Genomic DNA, 19207 nt, shown 5'->3' on the forward strand with positions numbered 1-19207 from the left:
CATGAAATTACTTCGTTTTGGCAATCCCGGCAGCGAGCGTCCGGGCGTACTCGATAACGACGGCCGCTTGCGCGACCTATCGAACTATGTGACCGATCTGCGCGGCGACGCGCTGCTGCCGGAGAGTCTGGCGCGTCTGCGCCAGCTGGATCTCTACAGCCTGCCGCTGGTTGATGGCAATCCGCGTATTGGCGCCTGCGTTGGCGGTATCGGTAAGTTTATCTGCATCGGCCTGAACTATGCCGATCACGCCGCGGAGACCGGCGCCGATATTCCGCAGGAGCCGGTGGTATTCAGCAAGTGGACCAGCGCGGTGGTCGGGCCTAACGACAACGTGATTATCCCGCGCGGTTCGCAAAAGACCGACTGGGAAGTCGAATTAGGGGTAGTGATTGGCAAAGGCGGGCGCTATATCGACGAGCGCGACGCCATGCAGCACGTTGCTGGCTACTGCGTGATTAATGACGTCTCCGAACGTGAATATCAAATTGAGCGCGGCGGCACTTGGGATAAGGGCAAAGGCTGCGACACGTTCGGGCCGACCGGCCCCTGGCTGGTGACCGCCGATGAAATCCCCGATCCCAACGCGCTTAACCTGTGGCTGGAGGTCGACGGCAAGCGCTATCAGGACGGCAACACCCGCACCATGATTTTCAAAGTGCCCTATATCATCAGCTACCTGAGCCGCTTTATGAGCCTGCAGCCGGGCGATGTCATCTCCACCGGTACGCCGCCGGGGGTGGGTATGGGCCAGAAACCGCAGCCGGTTTATTTACGCGCCGGCCAGACTATTCGTTTGGGCATTGAAGGGTTGGGCGAACAGCAGCAGCTGACCGTGGAGGACAAACAATGACGCAAATTACCGCCCTGCGGGTAGAGGATATTCGCTTCCCCACTTCTCAGCAGTTGGACGGCTCCGATGCGATGAATCCCGACCCGGATTACTCCGCCGCCTACGTGATCCTCCAAACCGACAATCCTAAGCTCACCGGTCACGGGTTGACCTTCACCATTGGCCGCGGCAACGAAATTTGCTGCGCGGCGATTCAGGCGCTGGAGCATTTAATCGTCGGCGAGCAACTCGAGACGATCGCCGCCGATATGGGCGCCTTCTGGCGGCGCTTTACCAGCGATAGCCAGCTGCGCTGGATTGGCCCGGACAAAGGGGCGATTCACCTGGCGACCGGCGCGGTGGTCAATGCGGTGTGGGATCTGTGGGCGAAGGCCGAAGGCAAACCGGTCTGGCGACTGGTCGCCGATATGAGCCCGGCCGAGCTGGTACGCTGTATCGATTTTCGCTACATCACCGACTGCATTACCCCGGAGGAGGCGCTGCGCCTGCTGGAAAGCCGCCAGGAGGGTAAAACCCAGCGTCTCGAACAGCTACAGGCGCAGGGTTATCCGTGTTACACCACATCAGCGGGCTGGCTGGGATACGGTGATGACAAACTGCGTCGTCTTTGTCAGCAGGCGGTGGACGCCGGTTTCTCGCATATCAAGCTGAAGGTCGGGCGCGACATTGAAGATGATATCCGCCGCGTGCGCATTGCCCGGGAAGTGATTGGCCCCGAGCGGAAATTGATGATTGATGCCAACCAGGTATGGGAAGTGGACGCCGCCATTCCATGGGTCAAAGCGTTGGCCTTCGCCAACCCGTGGTTTATCGAAGAGCCGACCAGCCCGGATGATATCGAAGGTCACCGCAAGATCCGCGAAAACATCGGCGCGGTGAAGGTCGCCACCGGCGAGATGTGCCAGAACCGGATTATGTTCAAACAATTCATTATGCGCGGCGCGATTGACGTGGTGCAGATCGATGCCTGCCGGTTAGGCGGCGTCAACGAAGTGCTGGCGGTGATGCTGATGGCGGCGAAGTACAACCTGCCGGTTTGCCCGCACGCCGGCGGCGTCGGACTGTGCGAATACGTCCAGCACCTGTCGATGATTGACTACCTGTGCATCGCCGGTACCCATGAAGGGCGGGTGATTGAGTTTGTCGACCATCTGCACGAGCACTTCCTGCACCCTTGCGAAATCCGCGGCGCAGCTTATATGCCGCCGCAGGCGCCGGGCTACTCGATTGAAATGCATCAGGCTTCTATCGAGCAGTACCGCTACCGTGGAGAAGCGCATGTTGCGCATTGACGCCCACCACCACTACTGGCGCTATCAGCCACAGGATTACCCGTGGATTGATGACGACATGCCGCAACTGCGCCGGGATTTTTACCCTCCGCAGCTCCAGCCGCTGCTGGCGCAGCACCGGCTCGATGGCGCGGTGGTGGTGCAGGCGCGTCATGATGAAAACGAAACCGCCTGGCTGGTGGCGCAGGTTTCTCAGGCGGTTGGCGTATGCGGCGTAGTGGGCTGGCTGGATATTACCGCCGCGGATCTCGAGGACAAGCTGACGCAGTGGCGCGGCCAGCTGTGCGGGTTGCGCCATCAGGTGCAGGATGAAGCCGATCCGGCAGCGTGGCTTGAGCGCGAGGCGGTCTCGCGAGGAATGCAGCAGTTGCAGCGCCAGGGCTATAGCTGGGATCTGTTGGTTACCCATCGTCATCTCGCGGCGGCGGCACGCTTTGCCGCCCGCCACGATGATCACTGGCTGGTACTCGACCATTTCGGCAAGCCGGATATCGCGCGCGGCGCGGCCCATTGGGCCGAACAGGCGCGGCCGCTGGCGGCGCTACCGCACGTGGCGCTTAAGCTTTCTGGTCTGGTGACCGAGGCCGCGGGCGGATGCTGGACCGAGCAGCAACTGCTGCCTTTCTTCGACGCCGCGCTGGAGCTGTTTGGCCCGCAGCGGCTGATGTTTGGTTCCGACTGGCCGGTATGCCTGCTGGCGGCGGAGTACCGCCAGGTTTACCAGCTGTGCGAAACGGCGCTGGCCCCGCTGACGGAAACGCAGCGGTCAGCTATCTGGGGCGGCACTGCCTGTCGGGTTTATGGTTTAACGGAGGCGAAGCGTGGATCTATTTCTTAAAGACAAAGTGGTTATCGTCACCGGCGGCGGCTCGGGGATCGGCGCGGCGGTAACGCAACTGCTGGCGGAAGAGGGGGCGGTGCCGGTCATCGTCACTAACGCCCAGCCAGAGCAGGGGTTTATGGATAGGCTGAAGCAAATCGCGCCGCAAAGTGAGCTGATTATCGCCGACCTGTGCCAGGAGGCTGAATGCGCCAGGGCGGTGAGCCAGGTGCTGGCGCGCTTTGGTCGTATTGATGCGCTGGTGAATAACGCCGGAGTGAACGATGGCGTAGGGCTCGAGGCCGGGCGTGAGGCGTTTCTCGGATCGCTTGAAAAAAACCTGATCCACTACTATCAGATGGCCCACCTATGCCGCGAAGCGTTAGAGGTGGCGCGGGGGGCTATCGTCAATATCGCCTCGAAAACCGCGCTCAGCGGCCAGGGCGGCACCAGCGGCTATACCGCGGCGAAAGGGGCGGTGCTGGCATTAACCCGTGAATGGGCGGTATCGCTGCGCGAGAGCGGCGTGCGGGTCAACGCGGTGGTGCCGGCAGAAGTGCTGACGCCGCAGTACCAGCGCTGGATAAATACCTTCCCTGACCCGCAGCGGCAGATGGCGGCGATTAACCAACGCATCCCGTTGGGCAAACGCATGACCACGCCGGAAGAGATCGCCAATACCGTGGTGTTTCTTATCTCCTCGCGTGCGTCGCACACTACCGGGCAGTGGCTATCGGTGGACGGCGGATATTTGCATCTCGACAGGGCGCTGTCATGAGCGTTACCGCCGCGCGGCGGCGACTGTGTCAGGCGTTGGATTTGGTCGATACGGCGGAGAAAATTGCCGAATACCAGCGTCTGCATGAACGTATCTGGCCGGAAGTCGCCGGGCATCTGCGCGCCCATGGCGTGCTGGATATGGAGATTTACCGGCTTGGCACGCGGCTGTTTATGGTGATGGAGGTCGCCGGGGATTTCGATGGCGAACGCTTTGCTCAGCACAGCCTGAACCACCCGGTCATTCAGCGCTGGGAAGCGCTGATGTGGCAATACCAGGTTCCCACCCCCTGGACGCCGGCAGGCGAAAAATGGGTGTCGATGGAGCGCATATTCTCTTTGCAGGATCAATAAAACAACTCTGTACTCTACTGAGGATCTCACCATGCTAGTGAATAAAACGGCGGAGCCGCTGGCGGCCCGCGCCGGGGCGACCCCTAATCTGCGCTGGGCATTTATGCTGGTCACCAGCCTGTTCTTTATGTGGGGGCTCTCTTACGGCCTGCTCGATGTTCTCAATAAACATTTTCAGGAGACCCTGCACGTCACCAAAGCGCAGTCCGGTTTACTGCAGGCGGCCTATTTTGGCGCCTACTTCCTGGTGGCGCTGCCCGCCGGCTACTTTATGGATAAACGCGGTTATAAAGCGGGGATCCTGGTCGGCTTGTGCCTGTATGCGCTTGGCGCGCTGCTGTTTGTGCCGGCGGCGAGCGTGAATAGCTTTGCGCTGTTCCTGTTCGCGCTGTTTGTGATTGCCTGTGGATTAGGTTGTCTTGAGACCGCGGCGAACCCTTATGCGACGGTACTTGGCGATAGTAAAGGCGCCGAGCGGCGGTTGAATCTGGCGCAGTCGTTTAACGGACTGGGGCAATTTATTGGCCCGCTGATCGGCGGCACGCTGTTCTTTTCAGCTACTCAGGGCGATACCGGCGATCAGAGCTCGGTAAAAATCACCTATGTCGCTATCGCCGTGCTGGTGCTGGCCATCGCGTTGCTGTTCCGCCGCACGCCGATGCCGGATATTCGCGAAGAGGAGGGCAGTCAGCAAGAAGCGGCGCAGGGGCTGTGGCAGCATCGCCACTTTACCGGCGGGGTTATCGCCCAGTTCTTTTATGTTGCCGCGCAGGTCGGCGTGGGTGCGTTCTTTATCAACTATGCGACCGAGCACTGGCATGGCGTGACAAACCAGCACGCTTCCTATCTGCTGTCGATTGCGATGATTAGCTTTATGGTCGGTCGTTTCTTCAGTACCTGGCTGATGGGGCGGGTGCAGGCGGCGACGCTGCTGATGGTGTATTCGTTGGTCAATATCGTGCTCTGCGGTCTGGTGATGATGAGTATCGACGGCGTGTCGGTGGTGGCGCTGATTGCGGTCTTCTTTTTTATGTCGATTATGTTCCCGACCATTTTCGCGCTGGGCGTTAAAAATATGGGCAGCCATACCAAACGCGCCAGCTCGTTTATGATTATGGCCATCGTCGGCGGGGCGATTATGCCTTACTTTATGGGGGCGCTGGCCGACCGCTACAGCACCGCGCTGGCCTATGGGTTGCCGCTGCTATGCTTCCTGGTGGTGCTGTGGTACGGCATGAGCCAACGACGCGCGTAAGCGGCAAAATTAGCTAAAAAGGCGGAGGAGACCCTCCGCCTTTTTCTTTTTTGTCGCGCCGGTGGTAAATTTTGCTCAGAATGACGGGTATAAACTGCTGTTTAATATGCTTTGTAACAATTTCGACTAGAATATATACCAGATTTGGCTGGTCGTATTAGCGTGGGTTTTTAAGAATACGCACTAACGATTGCAGTGAACCTTTGGGAGTACAAACAATGCAAGAGAATTATAAGATTCTGGTTGTGGATGACGACATGCGCCTGCGCGCGCTGCTGGAACGTTATCTGACCGAGCAGGGCTTCCAGGTTCGTAGCGTGGCGAACGCTGAACAGATGGATCGCCTGCTGACCCGTGAATCCTTCCACCTGATGGTGCTGGATCTGATGCTGCCGGGCGAAGATGGTTTATCTATCTGCCGCCGTCTGCGTAGTCAGAGCAACCCGATGCCGATCATTATGGTGACGGCGAAAGGGGAAGAAGTGGACCGTATCGTGGGCCTGGAAATCGGCGCCGATGACTACATTCCTAAACCGTTTAACCCGCGTGAACTGCTGGCCCGTATCCGCGCCGTGCTGCGCCGCCAGGCGAACGAGCTGCCGGGCGCGCCATCGCAAGAAGAAGCGGTGATCGCTTTTGGCAAATTTAAACTGAACCTCGGCACCCGCGAGATGTTCCGTGAAGATGAGCCGATGCCGCTCACCAGCGGTGAGTTCGCGGTATTAAAAGCGCTGGTTAGCCATCCGCGTGAACCGCTGTCCCGCGATAAGCTGATGAACCTTGCCCGCGGCCGCGAGTACTCGGCGATGGAGCGTTCCATCGACGTACAAATCTCCCGCCTGCGTCGCATGGTGGAAGAAGATCCGGCGCATCCGCGCTACATCCAGACCGTTTGGGGACTGGGCTACGTCTTCGTGCCGGACGGTTCTAAGGCATGAAGCGCGTGCGTTTTTCGCCGCGAAGCTCATTTGCCCGCACCCTGTTACTGATCGTCACCCTGCTGTTCGTCAGCCTGGTGACGACTTATCTGGTGGTGCTGAATTTCGCGATCCTGCCGAGTCTGCAGCAGTTTAATAAGGTGCTGGCATACGAAGTCCGTATGCTGATGACCGATAAACTGCAGCTGGAAGACGGCACCCAACTGGTGGTTCCGCCGGCGTTTCGCCGCGAAATTTACCGCGAGCTGGGGATTTCGCTCTATTCCAATGAGGCGGCGGAAGACGCAGGGCTGCGCTGGGCGCAGCATTATGAATTCTTAAGCCAGCAGATGGCGCACCAGCTTGGCGGGCCGACCGAAGTGCGGGTTGAGGTCAACAAAAGCTCGCCGGTGGTGTGGCTGAAGACCTGGCTTTCGCCGAATATCTGGGTGCGGGTGCCGCTGACTGAAATCCATCAGGGCGATTTCTCGCCGCTATTCCGTTATACGCTGGCGATAATGCTGCTGGCCATTGGCGGCGCGTGGCTATTCATCCGTATCCAGAACCGGCCGCTGGTCGATCTGGAGCACGCCGCGCTGCAGGTCGGACGTGGGATTATTCCGCCGCCCCTACGCGAGTACGGCGCGTCGGAAGTGCGTTCGGTAACCCGCGCCTTCAACCATATGGCCGCCGGGGTCAAACAGCTGGCGGATGACCGTACGCTGCTGATGGCCGGGGTCAGCCACGATTTGCGCACGCCGTTGACGCGGATCCGGCTGGCGACGGAGATGATGGGCGAACAGGACGGCTATCTTGCCGAGTCGATCAATAAAGATATCGAAGAGTGCAACGCCATCATCGAGCAGTTTATTGATTACCTGCGCACCGGCCAGGAGATGCCGATGGAGCTTGCGGATCTCAATGCCGTGTTAGGCGAAGTGATCGCCGCCGAAAGCGGCTACGAGCGGGAAATCGCCACCGATCTGCAGGCCGGAGAAATTCCGCTGCGCCTGCATCCGCTATCGATTAAACGTGCGCTAGCCAATATGGTGGTGAACGCCGCTCGTTACGGTAAGGGCTGGATTAAAGTCAGCAGCGGCAGCGAAGCCAGCCGTGCCTGGTTCCAGGTGGAAGATGACGGCCCGGGAATTAAACCGGAACAGCGCGAACATCTGTTCCAGCCGTTTGTGCGTGGCGATAGCGCCCGTAGCACCAGCGGCACCGGGCTGGGGCTGGCGATAGTGCAGCGTATTATCGACAATCATAACGGTCGCCTGGAGATTGGCACCAGCGAACGCGGCGGCCTGCTGATCCGCGCCTGGCTACCAATTCCGGTGCATCGCGCGCTGTCGCCGGCGAAGCCTGCGAAAGAGAGTTGAAATATAAAAAAGCCGGGCATCGCCCGGCTTTGTTGTCTCTGTGACCTGATTAACGCTTCGGACCGGCCGCAACCAGCGCAGCGCCGGCCGGGGTATCGGTATACTTCTCGAAGTTCTCAATAAACAGTTTCGCCAGCTGATCGGCTTTCTCCTGCCACTGCTCCGGAGAACCGTAGGTATTACGCGGGTCGAGGATATGGGTATCGACGCCCGGCAGCTCGGTTGGGATCTGCAGGTTGAACATCGGCAGAGTGAAGGTTTCGGCGTTATCCAGCGAACCGTCGAGGATAGCGTCGATAATCGCGCGGGTATCTTTAATTGAGATACGTTTGCCGGTACCGTTCCAGCCGGTGTTGACCAGGTAGGCCTGGGCGCCGGAAGCCTGCATGCGTTTTACCAGCACTTCAGCGTACTGCGTCGGGTGCAGCGACAGGAACGCGGCGCCGAAGCAGGCGGAGAAGGTTGGGGTCGGCTCGGTGACGCCGCGCTCGGTACCGGCCAGCTTGGCGGTAAAGCCAGACAGGAAGTGGTACTGAGTCTGGTCAGCGGTCAGGCGTGAAACCGGCGGCAATACGCCAAAGGCGTCGGCGGTCAGAAAGATAACCTTGGTGGCGTGACCGGCTTTCGACACCGGCTTAACGATATTTTCGATATGGTCGATCGGGTAGGAGACGCGGGTGTTCTCGGTCTTCGAACCGTCATCAAAATCGATGGTGCCGTCAGCCCGTACCACGACGTTTTCCAGCAGCGCATCGCGGCGGATCGCGTGATAGATATCCGGCTCGTTGGCTTCCGACAGCTTAATGGTCTTCGCGTAGCAGCCGCCTTCGAAGTTAAATACGCCGTCATCATCCCATCCGTGCTCGTCATCGCCAATCAGGCGGCGTTTCGGGTCGGTGGAGAGGGTGGTTTTACCGGTGCCGGAGAGGCCGAAGAACACGGCGACATCGCCTTTTTCGCCGACGTTAGCGGAGCAGTGCATCGAAGCGATGCCCTGTAGCGGCAGCAGGTAGTTCATGATCGAGAACATCCCTTTCTTCATTTCGCCGCCGTACCAGGTGCCGCCGATGAGCTGGATGCGTTCGGTCAGGTTGAAAGCCACGAAGTTTTCGGAGTTCAGACCCTGCTCTTTCCACTGCGGGTTGGTGCACTTCGCGCCGTTCATGACGATAAAGTCCGGCTCGAAGGCTGCCAGTTCTTCTTCGCTCGGGCGAATGAACATGTTCTTAACAAAGTGTGCCTGCCAGGCGACTTCAGTAATGAAGCGCACGCTGAGGCGGGTGTCGGCGTTGGCGCCGCAGAAGGCGTCGACGATAAACAGGCGTTTGCCCGACAGCTGGTGAGTCACCAGGCCTTTCAGGTGCTGCCAGGTTTCCTGGGAGAGCGGCTTGTTATCGTTCTTGCCATTGCCTTTATCAGACCACCACACGGTATCGCGAGTGGTATCGTCACGGACGATATATTTATCTTTCGGCGAACGGCCGGTGAAAATGCCGGTATCGACGGCGATGGCGCCAAGATTGGTTAATACGCCACGCTCATAACCTTCCAGTTTCGGGTCGAGCTCTTCCTGATACAGCGTATCGAAGCTCGGGTTGTGGACAATTTCCTGGACGTCATTGATACCGTAAGCCTTGAGATCCTGCGGGGTTAAACTATTAACGCGCATGTCACTGCTCCTTAGCCAATATGTACTGCTTTAAATTGTAGGGTTTCTTTCAGGGAATAGACCGCGACCAGGCTCATAGATTTACGTATCTCGACAAACGCCTTTCTTACGAAAAACACAGTGACTCCTGTCACGAAGTGCGCGTGATTATCTCAGGAAAACGGCCGCAGGTGGCGATAGATGTTTCCGAATGGTTAAAAAGTAATTAAAAAAACTGCTGAAATGTGAATGTAATCGCTTTCTTGAAAGAAAGTTACGTAACTCTTTCAGTGAAAATCGATTCAACACGCGGTCGAAATAATTGACGCCAGGCGCGGCGGGCCAGAAAAACCCGGCAACGCCCGGCGAGAAGGGCGATTAGTGTACCTGCGGATCCGCCGGCGAGGCGTTATTGCGGATCTCGGCGATATCCATCGCGTTGAACAGATAATGATTACCGCAGTAGTCGCAATGCATATCAATTTCGCCTTCGTCGGCGAGGATGCTGTCGACTTCTTCATCCGGCAGCGTCTTCAGCGCATCGGCGCAGCGCTGGCGAGAACAGGTGCATTTGAACTCGACGTCTTGCGGGTCGTATACCGTCACCTCTTCCTCATGGTACAGGCGCCATAATACATCGGTCGCCGGCAGGGTGAACAGCTCTTCCGCCTTGATGGTCTCGGTCAGGGTCGCCAGATGCTCGAAGTCGTTAAGCTGCGCGTCCTGAGCCGGCATCACCTGCAACAGCATGCCGCCAGCCACCGCTTTACCGTCGTGCTCGCCGGTACGAATGAACAGTCGGGTCGGCAGCTGTTCGGAACGCTGGAAGTAATCTTCCAGGCATGCCGCCAGGGTATCGCCTTCCAGGCCAACAACGCCCTGATAGCGCTCGCCTTCCTGTGGAGAGATGGTAATGACCAGGTAGCCGTTGCCGACCAGCGTTTTCAGGTCCGCGCCTTCCGGGATTTCGCCCTGAACGCGAGCGACGCCGCGCAGCTGCTGCTGGTTATTACCGTTGATCACCGCCAGCGAGAGCGGGCCGTCGCCCTGCAGCTGAACGGTAATATCGCCGGCGAACTTCAGCGTGGCGGTCAGCAGGCTGGTGGCGACCAGCAGCTCCGACAGCACGGTTTTCACCGGCTGCGGGTAGCTATGGTTGGCCAGGATCTGTTCCAACGTGTCCGATACGGTGACCAGTTCACCGCGCACGGCATAGTTTTCAAACAGATAACGATGTAATTGATCGTGTTGAGTCATAATCATCTCTCTTGCTGGCGGCAGCGCTATTCGCTGTCACCGTGTTTAAATCTCATCAGGTCGCGGCGCTCTTTTTTGTCCGGACGTCTGTCTGGGTGCGGCATCGTTAGCGCATTCAGCTTACGCGCCAGCGCCACTTTTTCGCGTTTCTCGATACTCTCCGCCGTCTCTTCGTACAGCATAACGGCTTCGCTGGCTGGCCTGCGTTGTTCGGTAACGCTTTTGACGATAACGGTACGCTCGTCGTTGCCCTGACGCAGAGTCAGGGTGGCATTCAGCTCGACGATTTTGCTCGGCTTACTACGTTGTCCGTTGTAGTGCACCTTGCCGCCTTCAACCATCTCGCGCGCGATGGCGCGGGTTTTATAAAAGCGGGCTGCCCAAAGCCATTTGTCCAGCCTGACGCTTTCTGCGGGCTTATCTTTCATGGCCTCTCCTCCGGAGTCAGGGAAGGGATCAGCCGCCGGTAATCGTTCACGCCGGGATGGCGGGTATACTGTTTTTCCGCCAGGCCGGAATCCGGATTGGTGACGCCCAGGCAATAACGAATACCGAACTGCGCCGCCGCGTCCAGGATAGCCTCGCTGTCATCGACAAACAGCGTTTTGCGCGCATCAAGGCCGGTTTCTTCCGCCACCGCGCGCCACAGGCGCTGATCCTCTTTCGGATAACCAAATGTGTGGGTGGAAAGTAATAAATCAAGGTGCGCGTCCAGACCGGTGTGCTTGAGCTTCACCGCCAGATTATGCGGGTGCGCATTGGTCAACAGGATGCGGCGCTTGCCGCTGGCCCACAGCGCATCAAGGAATGGCACGGTATCTTCCCGCAGTTTTGCCCGCGGCCCCTGCTCGCTGGTCATCGCACAAATATCCAAACCCAGTCGCTCGCTCCAGTAATCAAGACAGTACCAGTTTAGCGTATGCTGCACGGCGTGATACTCCTGATGCATTGCCGCTTTGGCTTCCTGCAGGTTGAGTCCGCGCGCGGCGCCCCAGGTTTCCGGGACCAGTTTTTGCCAGAAGTAGTTGTCGAAGGCGAGGTCGAGCAGCGTGCCATCCATATCCAGCAGAACGGTATCAACCTCCTGCCACGCGATATTGATTTGCATGGTGAGTCTCCAGCGAGGGGGGAAATGCGCGACAGGGTATCACACCCTGCCGCGCAGGAATTAATCTTGATGATCCGGGGAAGGGATGAGAACCGGATTCAGGCAGCTTTCATAATATTTTTGAATTTCTTCCATGCGCTGACGCTGGCGCTGATAACGGCGGATCGCCTGCACGCCGTGCCACGACATACAGCCAAGCATCGCCAGCAGCAGCAGAGTGGTGCCAAGATAGCGCCACAGCCCGCTGCGATCGGGAATGCGGTGCAGGTTGATATGCTGGGTGCCATTGGCGTCGGTATAAAGATTGGTGACAATCCCCTCCGCATGGAATGGTGTATGCATCAGCATACCCGCCAGACGCTGTAGCTCTCCCCACTGCTCGTGGGCGGGATAATCGTACAGGCTGATAGCCGGCCACGGCTGATTGACCAGTTCGCTGCCTTCATCGCTGGCGATCAGGAATCCGCCAGGCGCCGGGCTATTTAGCGCCTGCGCCGCGCGGGAGGTTTCACGCATCACAAACGGCGCGGTTGAGGTGGTCACCAGATTCTCCAGCGATTCGGCGCTCACCGGCCGCAGCAACACGTTTACCCCATCGAGCTTACCGGCGGTGGCGCGTTTGGTTAGCGCTTCCCAGTTGCGGGTATTGCCAAGGTTGACCAGCGCGTTCTTCAGACGCACGCAGTCATCTTTCGCCGAGCAGAGATCGTTGGTTTTCAGCACGATATCGCCGAAGTCATCCAGCAGTACCATTCCTGATTTTTGAATTGCCGAACGTAATGCCGGGCTAACGTGTGAATCGTCGTCCGGGTCAGGATGCAACTGGCGCTGTACCGCCTGGACCAGCGCCGTGGCTTTACCGACGATATCGGACTCCGGCAGCGGCAGGGGAGGCGCGTCGTTCCAGATGATCTGCGAACAATCGAACGGCGTAAACGGTGAGGCTTCTTTCGCGCTCCAGGCGCCCGGCGTACGGATGTTGCACATTCCGGTACCTTTTAACTGCAGCGTGTCGCCGATGCGGACTTTCGCCTTCTCAAGCTGGCCGACGGTGGTGGCTTCGATGGTCTGCGCCCCCTTAAGCCAGGAGAGCGTGAATTTAAAGGGCATATTCAGCGGGACGCTAATCCACAGCATGATGACGACCAGCAGCGCGCCGGCGGCGATAATCGCGCTGCGTAGCCAGTACTGCAGCGGGAAGTTTTTCACTTCATCGTGCAGCGACAGGAAGCGCCCCTGGCGAACCACATGGCGGTTAAGATAAATATCAATATCGGTTTGCTGCCCCAGGTCCTGGGCGATCCACGGTTGCCAGTGGCGCGGATAGATAAGGTCGATAATCCCCAGCGAAATATTATTGACGTGTTCCTGATCGTTCTCGCCAAACAGTCCCCAGCGTTTCGGCATTCCGCGCAGGCAGTGGATCTCGCGTAGCGAACCGGCCAGCGGCGGCGCATAGATGCCCCATAAGCCCGCTGCCAACAACAGTACGCCGCCGCCGAGCAGCCACGGCGCAAAGACGTCAGGGGAGATCAGGCAGCAATAGAACAGCAGGAAGGCTGCGACGATCATAATCCCTTCGCGCAGGCTGTCAGGACGGCTGAGAGCATGCTCTTCCTGAGTTTCATGGCGGATGTTCAGCAGCTCGACCTGCTCGCTCTCCTCACCGCGAATCGACGCCTGGGTAGCCGATGCGCGTTCAAGCGCGTAGCTGCGGGCTTCCTGCGGATAGTCGCGCAAGGTGTGGTCATTGAGAACAATCACCAGCGGCAGGCTGTCGGTTGGGATCAGCGAGACGCTGTTCTCGTCGTTGATATGCTGTTCCCAGAACGGCGGCAGGTGAACCTCCACCGAGTCGAGGAAGTATCGCCATTTGTTGGGCTCATCAGACGAAATGCCATAGCGGGTGACGGCGCGGGTGACGGTATAAACGGTGTCGCTCTGCTCATTCAGTTTCAGGGCGACAGGCGCGACGCTGGCGCCGGTCGCCGGTACCTGTTGCGACTGGCTGAGGCCATCGAGATACTTTTCGACCGCCTGGCGTTCATCATCAGAAAGCTTGCGGGTCGTCGCGTCGCTAAAGGCTTGCAGTAAGGGGAGGCGACGACGTCTGGCATGAGATCGATACCACCACCCGATAAGCAAGACACAGAGTAGCAGAGCTGTGAAAAAGGTCAGAAAGGTGCCCATGCCCATCCCATCGTCATAGTAATTTTAATTGTTTATCGGCACATGTTGTCTAATGCAGGAAATTTTATTGTGCAATGCAGCAGCATGTAAGCTTATCAAAAACGGGAAAACTCAGGAATCGGTAAATTCTCAAAACAAATTCAACCTATTGACTTTTTTATCTTTATGAATCTTTGCATTGCAAGCAAAACGTTGCAACTATGTAAATTAGTGGCAATTTGGATTGCCGAAACCGTGCTGCGTATCGCACAATGACTTCTGTAATCACAGCATAGACCGATGACAATGAGCAAATCATTACAAAAACCCACCATTCTCAACGTTGAAACGGTAGCGCGTTCGCGTCTTTTTAATGTTGAAAGCGTGGACCTGGAGTTCAGCAACGGCGTGCGTCGCGTTTATGAACGCATGCGGCCCACCGCGCGTGAAGCCGTAATGATTGTGCCGATTGTTGACGACCACATTATTTTAATCCGCGAATATGCGGTCGGTACCGAATCCTACGAATTGGGTTTCTCCAAAGGGCTTATCGACCCCGGCGAGACGGCCATGGAAGCCGCCAACCGCGAGCTGAAAGAAGAGGTGGGTTTCGGCGCCCGTCAATTGACCTTCCTGAAGAAGCTCAGCATGGCGCCATCTTATTTCTCCAGCAAAATGAACATTATGGTTGCGGAAGATCTCTATCCGGAATCGCTGCCGGGCGATGAGCCGGAACCGCTGCCGCAGGTGCGCTGGCCGCTGTCGCAGCTGATGTCGCTACTGGAAGAAGAAGACTTCAATGAAGCGCGTAACGTCAGCGCGCTGTTTCTGGTGCGCGAATGGCTACAGGCGCAGGGGCGTTTGTAAGTGGCTAACATTGTTGTCGCCATCGTCAAAGCCATTTTCGCTGAAAGTGGCTTTGACTTAAACCTGCTGGAAACATTGCTGGCGCTTTACTGATGGTGAAGAAAACGAAAGTTATGCCAAACTTAGTACGTGAATAATTGAAGCGGTAATACAAGGAATAAGAACTAACATTACAGATGTCTTCCAGAAAAAACAGAATTTCTTCATCCATTCTATTGATAATGTTGGTTTTTGTAAGAAGAATGAATATGCGTTGCTTTCTTTTGTGATGAAAAGGATTTTTTTATTTTCTTTTAATCCCAGAAAGAAACATGATACAGGATAAGCTCCAAAAAAACCAGTCATCGATTGGATGTTGTATAGCATTGGAAATTCAAGCTTGCTTGCTAAATAACTTTCTAAGATGGCACTATATTCTTTTCTGTGAGAAATGAATATGAAATACGAGACGATCATTAACAGGATGCCTATCACACAACAAATCAATAACGCATAGCTCAGGTATTGCATATTACTAGTATCCTGTTAATTCCAATATTTTTTTTGACGAGTACTCGCCGAACTTACCACCTATATATCCTCCGGCAAGACCCCCGATAATCGCGCATGGCAATGCCCCTGTTCCAGCTGTTGCTAGCCCTACGCCCACGCAAAGGGCTACTGCGCCGGTGGAGCCATAAGCACCTCCGGCTAAACCTAACGTCGTACTTGCACCAAATTTAAAATATTCTTTAAATGCTGTATTACCACATTCACTTTCTCTTCCAGTAGTACAAGATTTTATAACGTTATTTGTTGCCCCAGCAAACGAAAATGCAATGCCAATATATCCGCCATACTTTAAAAAACGGGCCGCTCTGGCAGCATTACCGGTATAGGTGGAATATCCAGGGATAGCACCTACTCCAACCGTTGACCATTCATGGACAATTGAACGACTGGATAGGTTTAATGCTCTTCGCATATCCTCATATGGTCGGAATTTGATTGAGTGTTTTGCTAAATATTTAATAATAGGTTTATTAACTAATATTTTAAGTTCAGCCAGTAGTTGATTTCTCTCAACAAAGAACTGTTGTCCTATAAGTGTACCTTGTGTCCGAAACTGATTTTGATAGCTGGCCTCTATTTTTTTTAGCGTGGTTTCTATAGCTTTGAAGTATTTTTCTCCAGCATCCCCGACAGCACCAAAAATTTTATCTCCTGCAGTCGTTATTCCGGCAATCATTCCATAGTTTCTTTGAAGAAAACTGGCCTCATCGGTACTGACTCCTACCAGATTGTTATTTACCTGTTGTTTTGCCTGATGGAGCAAACGGATTGTCTGTTCTGTCATCGTGCTATTTGGGTCGGCGACAATGAGTATTTGCCCAGGTTTGACCCAAGGCGTACCTGCATTTAGCTGTTCAAAGTAACGCGCGGCACTGCTATTGCGGTTTCGGAATAACAACCCAGCCTGAAGAGATATAGAGCCCGGCTGTTCGACGATACAGTAACCAGGAGCTAGTTTTCTTGACATAAAAAATCCTTGTCTTAGTTGCTTCCATGGAAAGGGACATCGGAAGTTTTTTAGAACAGTAAGCCTTTTTTTGTCTGAGATAGCAATGATAGAAGGTCATCATCAACCTGAGCCTGCTGGAATTCTTTGCTCATAAAAAACTGCACCTTACTTCGTTGGGTATCCAACTTTTTGGGTGCAGTTCATTTCGGTGGTTTTTTTGCTGCTCTCAGGCCACCTTTTAGAAGGTGGCTTGCATTAGAACAACTCGTGGGTTTCGCCACCGCTATCGGTAATGGTGGTGCCAACTTCGCGCACCGCCTGATGGGTAGGCTGCGTGCCCTCGATGAAGTACTCGGCGCGGCTGTTGCCGCCGTTAGCCAGTTGACCTGTGCTGCGGTCGATATTCACCGTCACAATACCCGGCGGCGGCGTTAACGGCTCTTCCGGCACGCCTTCCAGTACCCGTTTCATAAAATCATCCCAGGCCGGTTGGGCGCTTTTAGCGCCGCCTTCATAACCCGAAATCTGATCTTTAATCGCGCCGGAAGCGGTGGTACGGCCCAAATCGCGGCGGTGGTCATCGAAGCCAATCCACACCGACGTCACGACGCCAGGACCGTAGCCGGAGAACCACGCGTCTTTTGAGCTGTTGGTGGTACCGGTTTTGCCGCCGATATCATGACGCTGCAGGTCGCGGCCCGCACGCCAGCCGGTGCCCATCCAGCCCGGTTCGCCGAAAATATTGGTATTCAGCGCGCTCTTAATCAGGAAGGCCAACGGCGTGTTGATGACATGCGGGGCATACTCCGGCGCGCCGCTTTGCGCGACCAGCGACTGATTAGCCTGCTCAAGCTGCGGCTGTGGCGGAACGTCGCCGTTTTGCGGCTCCTGAGAGGTGGCGACCTCTTCAACATCCTGGTTTTCCAGCACATTGGATTTCGGCGTATCGCCGTAGATCACCGGCGAATTACACTGCGGACAGGCGATCTTAGGCCGCTCTTCAAACAGCACGCCGCCCTGATCGTTCTCAATCTTGCTAATAAAGTACGGATTAATCAGGAAGCCGCCGTTGGCCATTACCGAATAGCCGCGGGCGACCTGTAGCGGGGTAAAGGAAGCGGAACCCAGCGCCAGTGATTCGGTATGGACGATGTTCTGCGCCGGGAAGCCGAAACGCTGCAGATACTCTGCCGCATAATCGACGCCCATTGCGCGCATCGCGCGCACCATCACCACGTTCTTCGACTGGCCTAATCCCTGACGCAGACGAATAGGGCCGGCGTACTGCGGCGGCGAGTTTTTCGGCCGCCAGTCGGAGCCCGCTCCGGCATCCCAGCGGGAGATCGGCACATCGTTAAGCATACTGGCGAGGGTTAAGCCTTTGTCCATCGCCGCGGTATAAAGGAACGGCTTGATATTGGAGCCAACCTGACGCAGCGCCTGGGTAGCGCGGTTGAACTTACTCTGATTGAAGTCAAAGCCGCCGACCAGAGCGATAATCGCGCCATTTTGCGGGTTGATAGATACCAGCGCGGAGTTTACTTCCGGCACCTGCGACAGCCACCATTTGTCGCCCTCTTTGCGCACCCAAATTTGCTGCCCGGTCTGAATGACGTCGGTCACTTTGCGCGGCGTCGAGCCTTGTTGCGTATCGGAAACGTAGCGACGCGCCCAGCGGACGCCATCCATCGTTAATGCCACCGACGTGCCGTTGCCCAGCAACGCGACCGCTTCCTGCGGGTTCGCGGAGGTGACTACCGCCGGGGCCAGCGGGCCGACGCCCGGCAGTTTTTTCAGCGTATCGAGGATTTTTTTGTTATCCCACGGGGTCTCGCCAACTTTCCACAGCACATTGGCCGGGCCACGATAGCCGTGGCGCATGTCGTAATCGAGCACGTTTTTACGCACCGACTGCTGGGCGGCCTGCTGGTTTTTACGCGTGATGGTGGTGTAGACGCGATAGCCGTCTTCGTAGGCCTGCTCGCCGTAGCGGTTGACCATCTCCTGACGCACCATTTCGCTCAGATACGGGGCGGAGAAGGCGATTTCCGGCGTATGGTAGCTGGCGTCAATCGCTTCGCTGCGCGCCTGATCGTACTGTGTCTGAGTGATATAGCCTTCGCTTAACATTCGCGACAACACCACGTTACGACGCGCGGTCGCGCGGTCCAGCGAATAGAGCGGGTTAAAGGTGGAAGGCGCTTTCGGCAGACCGGCGATAACCGCCATTTCGCTCAGCGTCAGCTGATCGACTGATTTACCGAAGTAAACCTGCGCGGCGGCGCCGACGCCATAGGCACGGTAGCCGAGGTAAATTTTGTTGAGGTAAAGATCGAGAATTTCGTCTTTATTCAGCAGCTGTTCGATGCGGATTGCGAGGAAAACTTCTTTGATCTTACGCGTTATCGTTTTTTCCGGACTGAGGAAAAAGTTACGTGCGAGCTGCTGAGTGATGGTACTGGCGCCCTGCGAGGCATGGCCTGAGAACATCGCCACGCTGGCGGCGCGGAAAATCCCCACCGGATCGACGCCATGATGCTCATAGAAGCGGCTATCTTCAGTCGCGATAAACGCTTTTATCAGCTCCGGCGGCATCTGCTGCAGAGTGACGGGGATGCGGCGCTTTTCGCCATATTGCGCAATAAGCTCGCCGTCCGCGCTATACACCTGCATCGGGATCTGCAAGCGCACATCCTTTAAGGTCGCGACATCGGGGAGTTGCGGCTCTATAAATTTGTAGAGGCCATAAATCGAGCCTGCTCCCAGCAGAACGCAACAAACTGCAAGGATAAAAAGATACTTTACGAACTTCACCGGAGAATTCCCATTTAGTTTTATTTGGGCAGTTTATAAACAAACGCGCGGTAGTATAAAGGCAAGCCAGGAGCATTGATATACCCCTACGGGGCGGCTTGCTGGCGCTATGCCTTCCGGACGGCGTGTCGATCGACGCTAAAAGCCCCCATTTCGCCACATGGTATATCTCGCCACATGGTATATCCAGGCTGCT

General features: G+C 56.3%; 16 protein-coding genes. 9 read left to right on the top strand and 7 right to left on the bottom strand.

What is annotated here, in order from left to right; all coding sequences use genetic code 11:
* Nucleotide 1 precedes the first annotated feature (1 nt).
* The 8 genes from ABLV07_RS09915 to envZ all read left to right on the top strand — a co-directional run bounded on the left by ABLV07_RS09915 (nt 2) and on the right by envZ (nt 7647).
* Nucleotides 2-853 (top strand): fumarylacetoacetate hydrolase family protein, encoded by an 852-nt coding sequence (locus ABLV07_RS09915; protein WP_020077791.1) that lies wholly within the window; start codon nt 2-4, stop codon nt 851-853.
* On the top strand, nt 850-2145 hold the full coding sequence (locus ABLV07_RS09920; protein WP_126027790.1) for an L-fuconate dehydratase: 1296 nt from the start codon (nt 850-852) through the stop codon (nt 2143-2145). The genes ABLV07_RS09915 and ABLV07_RS09920 overlap by 4 nt, the downstream gene beginning before the upstream one ends.
* Nucleotides 2132-2983 carry an amidohydrolase family protein gene (locus ABLV07_RS09925; RefSeq protein WP_015369369.1) on the top strand — a complete coding sequence of 284 codons (852 nt, stop codon included), beginning with the start codon at nt 2132-2134 and terminating at the stop codon, nt 2981-2983. The genes ABLV07_RS09920 and ABLV07_RS09925 overlap by 14 nt, the downstream gene beginning before the upstream one ends.
* Complete coding sequence (locus tag ABLV07_RS09930) at nt 2967-3743, top strand: SDR family oxidoreductase (protein WP_042893919.1); 777 nt, start codon at nt 2967-2969, stop codon at nt 3741-3743. The genes ABLV07_RS09925 and ABLV07_RS09930 overlap by 17 nt, the downstream gene beginning before the upstream one ends.
* Nucleotides 3740-4096, top strand: coding sequence for an L-rhamnose mutarotase (locus tag ABLV07_RS09935; protein ID WP_116326417.1), 357 nt, complete (start codon nt 3740-3742; stop codon nt 4094-4096). The genes ABLV07_RS09930 and ABLV07_RS09935 overlap by 4 nt, the downstream gene beginning before the upstream one ends.
* A gap of 31 nt (nt 4097-4127) precedes the next feature.
* Nucleotides 4128-5351 (top strand): L-fucose:H+ symporter permease, encoded by a 1224-nt coding sequence (gene fucP, locus ABLV07_RS09940; protein ID WP_020077794.1) that lies wholly within the window; start codon nt 4128-4130, stop codon nt 5349-5351.
* A 218-nt stretch (nt 5352-5569) separates the two neighbouring features.
* Nucleotides 5570-6289, top strand: a complete 720-nt coding sequence (gene ompR / locus ABLV07_RS09945) for a two-component system response regulator OmpR (protein ID WP_001157751.1) — start codon at nt 5570-5572, stop codon at nt 6287-6289.
* Complete coding sequence (envZ, locus tag ABLV07_RS09950) at nt 6286-7647, top strand: two-component system sensor histidine kinase EnvZ (RefSeq protein WP_015369373.1); 1362 nt, start codon at nt 6286-6288, stop codon at nt 7645-7647. Before ompR ends, envZ begins: the two co-directional genes overlap by 4 nt.
* A 49-nt stretch (nt 7648-7696) precedes the next feature.
* Here the strand turns inward: envZ and pckA are convergent, their stop codons facing one another.
* The 5 genes from pckA to ABLV07_RS09975 form a co-directional block, all read right to left on the bottom strand.
* Entirely contained in the window at nt 7697-9316 is a 1620-nt protein-coding gene (pckA, locus tag ABLV07_RS09955) for a phosphoenolpyruvate carboxykinase (ATP) (RefSeq protein WP_015703667.1), read from the bottom strand.
* 357 nt (nt 9317-9673) lie between these two features.
* Entirely contained in the window at nt 9674-10552 is an 879-nt protein-coding gene (gene hslO / locus ABLV07_RS09960; RefSeq protein ID WP_015703666.1) for an Hsp33 family molecular chaperone HslO, read from the bottom strand.
* 26 nt (nt 10553-10578) lie between these two features.
* Nucleotides 10579-10980: a ribosome-associated heat shock protein Hsp15 gene (gene hslR / locus ABLV07_RS09965; protein ID WP_015369376.1), complete on the bottom strand. Its 402-nt coding sequence runs from the start codon at nt 10978-10980 to the stop codon at nt 10579-10581.
* The gene (gene yrfG / locus ABLV07_RS09970; protein WP_348853706.1) at nt 10977-11660 is read right to left on the bottom strand and encodes a GMP/IMP nucleotidase; all 684 of its coding nucleotides are present in this window, start codon (nt 11658-11660) and stop codon (nt 10977-10979) included. Before yrfG ends, hslR begins: the two co-directional genes overlap by 4 nt.
* Nucleotides 11661-11720: 60 nt before the next feature.
* Complete coding sequence (locus ABLV07_RS09975) at nt 11721-13850, bottom strand: intracellular growth attenuator family protein (RefSeq protein WP_047740258.1); 2130 nt, start codon at nt 13848-13850, stop codon at nt 11721-11723.
* Nucleotides 13851-14135: 285 nt separating this feature from the next.
* Here ABLV07_RS09975 and nudE point away from each other — a divergent pair, with 285 nt between their 5' ends.
* On the top strand, nt 14136-14696 hold the full coding sequence (nudE, locus tag ABLV07_RS09980) for an ADP compounds hydrolase NudE (protein ID WP_015703662.1): 561 nt from the start codon (nt 14136-14138) through the stop codon (nt 14694-14696).
* A 514-nt stretch (nt 14697-15210) separates the two neighbouring features.
* Here the strand turns inward: nudE and ABLV07_RS09985 are convergent.
* Both ABLV07_RS09985 and mrcA read right to left on the bottom strand, forming a co-directional pair.
* A complete protein-coding gene (locus ABLV07_RS09985; protein ID WP_047042909.1) occupies nt 15211-16215 on the bottom strand; it encodes a hypothetical protein in 1005 nt (334 codons plus the stop codon).
* A 237-nt stretch (nt 16216-16452) separates the two neighbouring features.
* The gene (gene mrcA / locus ABLV07_RS09990) at nt 16453-19011 is read right to left on the bottom strand and encodes a peptidoglycan glycosyltransferase/peptidoglycan DD-transpeptidase MrcA (protein WP_032709277.1); all 2559 of its coding nucleotides are present in this window, start codon (nt 19009-19011) and stop codon (nt 16453-16455) included.
* Nucleotides 19012-19207 lie beyond the last annotated feature (196 nt).

This window comes from Klebsiella sp. CN_Kp097 (assembly GCF_040064495.1).
Taxonomy (GTDB): domain Bacteria; phylum Pseudomonadota; class Gammaproteobacteria; order Enterobacterales; family Enterobacteriaceae; genus Klebsiella; species Klebsiella aerogenes.